This window comes from Daejeonella sp. (genome assembly GCF_044232565.1).
Lineage (GTDB): Bacteria > Bacteroidota > Bacteroidia > Sphingobacteriales > Sphingobacteriaceae > Daejeonella.
The window spans coordinates 1-3,400 of the sequence record NZ_JBIILQ010000272.1 but is presented as its reverse complement, the minus strand read 5'-3'; the positions used below and the strand labels follow the sequence as shown (position 1 = coordinate 3,400).

General features: G+C 36.3%; 3 protein-coding genes. All 3 read right to left on the bottom strand.

Annotated elements, in window-relative coordinates; all coding sequences use genetic code 11:
- Window positions 1-4 precede the first annotated feature (4 nt).
- Window positions 5-343 (bottom strand): n-acetylglutamate synthase, encoded by a 339-nt coding sequence (locus ACILQF_RS11870; RefSeq protein WP_395627618.1) that lies wholly within the window; start codon window positions 341-343, stop codon window positions 5-7.
- Window positions 340-801: a GNAT family N-acetyltransferase gene (locus ACILQF_RS11865; RefSeq protein WP_395627617.1), complete on the bottom strand. Its 462-nt coding sequence runs from the start codon at window positions 799-801 to the stop codon at window positions 340-342. Before ACILQF_RS11865 ends, ACILQF_RS11870 begins: the two co-directional genes overlap by 4 nt.
- A 597-nt stretch (window positions 802-1,398) precedes the next feature.
- Window positions 1,399-2,766 (bottom strand): alpha-L-fucosidase, encoded by a 1,368-nt coding sequence (locus ACILQF_RS11860; RefSeq protein ID WP_395627616.1) that lies wholly within the window; start codon window positions 2,764-2,766, stop codon window positions 1,399-1,401.
- Between the last annotated feature and the right edge of the window lie 634 nt (window positions 2,767-3,400).

Here is a 3,400-nt window from a genome sequence, read left to right as displayed (position 1 = left end):
GCTTTTATTGTTCTTCAATTATTGATTGACCTTTTGATTTGTCGCCAGAAGTCCATTCCCAACTTTCGTGAAGTCTGATTTTTCCATTTTTAAGTCTTTCGGGCGTAGATTTGCAAATTCCTGTCATCAATTCGTTCTTGTCGTTTACCTGATGATAACACATTTTTATATTTCCGTCTATATCGACCAAACCAATCAAATGACCATATTTAATTTTTCCGCCAGAATACTGTGATGTCAGAATATTTCCAGTTTGTTGATATTTAAAAATGGTTTCATTAGATGTTTCGCCACTTTCTGTGTTGCTTATTGGTCTAAATATTTTATCGTTATAGTTTATCATAAATCATATTGATAATAGAAATATTCTGGTAAATAATCTCGTTTGTCAAACCCAAAATCTTCATACACCTTTTGTGCTGTAAAATTGTCTTTTGCGGTGTTTAATGAAACGAATTTTGCCTTTTCTTCGGTTGCAAAGTCAACAGCAGTTTGTAATAATTTTTGTCCTATTCCTCGTTTTCGTTGATTTGGTTCAACGTATAAATCGCCAATGTGCCAATTCTTAATGGTAGAAACCGAAGAAAATCTTGCATACAACAGTGTAAATCCTAAGACCTCAGAGGCAATACTATCGTAAGCCAAAAAAACCTGTGCTTCATTGTTTGAAAGTCTTTCTCTAAGATATTCTTTTGCTAGTTCAAGGTCAGAAGCTTGCTTGTAAAAAACTCGATACTTATTGAACATATCTGCAACCAATCCATATTCGTCTTTGTCGATTTTTCTTATTTCTATATTCAAAATTCAATTGTTTTTTGTTTTACGTTACTTTGGTTAAAGTTGCACATAACTCATATATAAACGAAACAAAATTTCGCCAAAACGCTAAAATTTGATCGTATCGACGAAATTATTTTTCTTTTTAATTAGAGTCTAATATATTGTTTTATTCATATAAATCATCAAAGAGTTATAGCTACAAATCCCTCAATAATAGTCGAGACTTATATTCAGTTTCTTTAACCCCTTAAAGCATTATGCGATTAAAGGTTTTAAAAAAAGCAGCAATTTTTAGATTTAAATTTAATGATATACCCCCCCTATCCTAATTTGAAACGGGAGGTAGCACCTAAACTATTAATAATTTATAACCATTTAGAAGAGAACAACATAAATATAAACCCCTTATATGTTATTGATGTAGGGGTTTAGTGTTAAATAGGATTAAACTCGGATTTCCGGTCCGGTGCGTAAGGAAAAATTACAAAACCCAAATTTTCAATAATAAATGGGCTTTTTAACCTAAAACACATTATAGGGACAAATCCATGACATTTTTTTTAATTGGCTATATCATTTATGTATTATTAAAAATCGAAAACTCAAGGCCTTACCTATCTAATTCAATATCAATTCAATGACCGGGATCACTACATTCGGTTTGATTACTGGCAAATTCAGGTTCAAATCGTTGGAGTTCACTTCTTCCTTTATCCAAATACTTTGCTTTGCTGTGATTTTAATTTCAGAAGCATCGTGTAGGAATTGGGCATATTTAACTTTCCCTTTGAAGTTGGGTAAAGTCAGGTTTTGAAGTGGATAAGTCAGCAAATGAATGTACAATCGCTTTGTGATAGGATTATAGGTCAGAATACTATTTTCTGGAGCTTTAAATTCTGCAGGAGCCTGCGTGCAACCATAAATAGAGCGACTATTAAATTTCATCCATTCACCCATATTACTAAGCGCTTTTTCGGCCCTTTCATCAAACATACCGCGAGCGGTAGGACCTACATTCATTAACAGATTTCCGCCTTTACTTACCGATTCGATGAGTAGCGTAAGTAGCTGATCTGTATTTTTCCATGTGGCTTCATCGCGATAGTATCCCCATGAACCACTGAATGTTTGGCAGGTTTCCCAAGGCACCTGTTTCCCATTTATTTCGGGCCATTTGGCCACTTTAAACTGTTCAGGAGTAATAAAATCCCATGCGCTTTCATCTTTATTTAAATCTAGTCGGTCGTTTACCAAAACCCCTGGCTGCAGCTGGCGCACCATTTTCAGCAGCTTCTCCGAATTCCAATCTTCATGACCTTTGCCCCCTTCACCAGGGTAGGAATAATCTAACCAAAGCAAATCCACCTTGCCGTAATTAGTCATTAACTCACGAACCTGATTGTGCAAATACTCACGGTATTTGTTCATATCACGACCCTTATTAAGCTCTGCTAACTTAGCCTTGTCGCTTGTGCGCAGCGGGTGAATATAATCCACTGTAAAGTCAGGATGATGCCAATCAATCAGGCTATAATAAAACCCGATTTTTATTCCTTCTGCCCTAAAAGCATCGACCCATTCTCTCAAAAGGTCTTTACCATAAGCCGTTTTAGTCGATTTATAATTGGTAAATTTTGAATCGAAAAGGGTAAACCCTTCGTGATGCTTTGTGGTGATCACGGCATATTTCATACCTGCTGCTTTGGCTGTCTTTGCCCATTCACGCGGATTATACAGGTCGGGATTGAAATTATCGAAATACTTTTGATAATCTTCATTGCTTATCTGTTCTTTGTTTCTTACCCATTCATGACGGGCAGGCAGGGAGTATAATCCCCAATGAATAAACATTCCGAAACGGTCGTTCACCCACCATGCCATCCGTTCTTTTTTCTGTTCGGCTGTTTCATTGAAAAGATTCTGCGATTGTGCAGATAGATTGATGATGAAAATAAGCGATGTAATTAAAAATGTAATCTTTTTCATGTGGATTTAATGATCTGGTTAGTCAATTATTGTATCGTTTTTTTGAAAAATCGAATCTCGGTTCGGAATTATTACTTATTTAAGGTTATTGTAAACATTACTAATTTACATTTATTTAAATTGATTTTATTGTGTCTTGTCCTAAAATGAGTTTAATTCTTCTTTCATTTGTTTACTTTTTGTATAAACCTAATTCAGGACAAGACATCCCCCCTAACCCCCCTCTCCGAAGGAGTCCTTTGGACTAGAGGGGGACATGCATGACGCCTAAACCCCCAGTTCATTTGACAGCTTTTTTAAAAACATGCTATAAAACCCAAACAAAATTATTTAGCAGGATCACCTAGCAAGTCCCTCCGTTCACGCTTCTTCCGCCTCGGCTGGTGCGGCAATGACAACCCTAGCCTTCGCAGAACCTTTCATAGCATCAGACGCAGCGGTGGGGTTTATTCGAATTTGGTTTATTGTTTTTTAACGGCTCTCATGGTCTCGGCGAAGAGCCTCGGCTTGGTCCCTTTTTTCCTAAAGAAAAAGGACTAGCCCCCGCGGCTAAGAGCGGGAAAAAGTCATAGAAAATATAAAGTTGGTATGAAATTTCTACTATGACTTTACAGATTTCTCCACTCATCATAAT

Bases quoted from the DNA above. Each gene is read 5' to 3' on its own strand.
- ACILQF_RS11870 (WP_395627618.1), bottom strand. From the start codon at position 343: ATGATAAACTATAACGATAAAATATTTAGACCAATAAGCAACACAGAA.
- ACILQF_RS11860 (WP_395627616.1), bottom strand. From the start codon at position 2,766: ATGAAAAAGATTACATTTTTAATTACATCGCTTATTTTCATCATCAAT.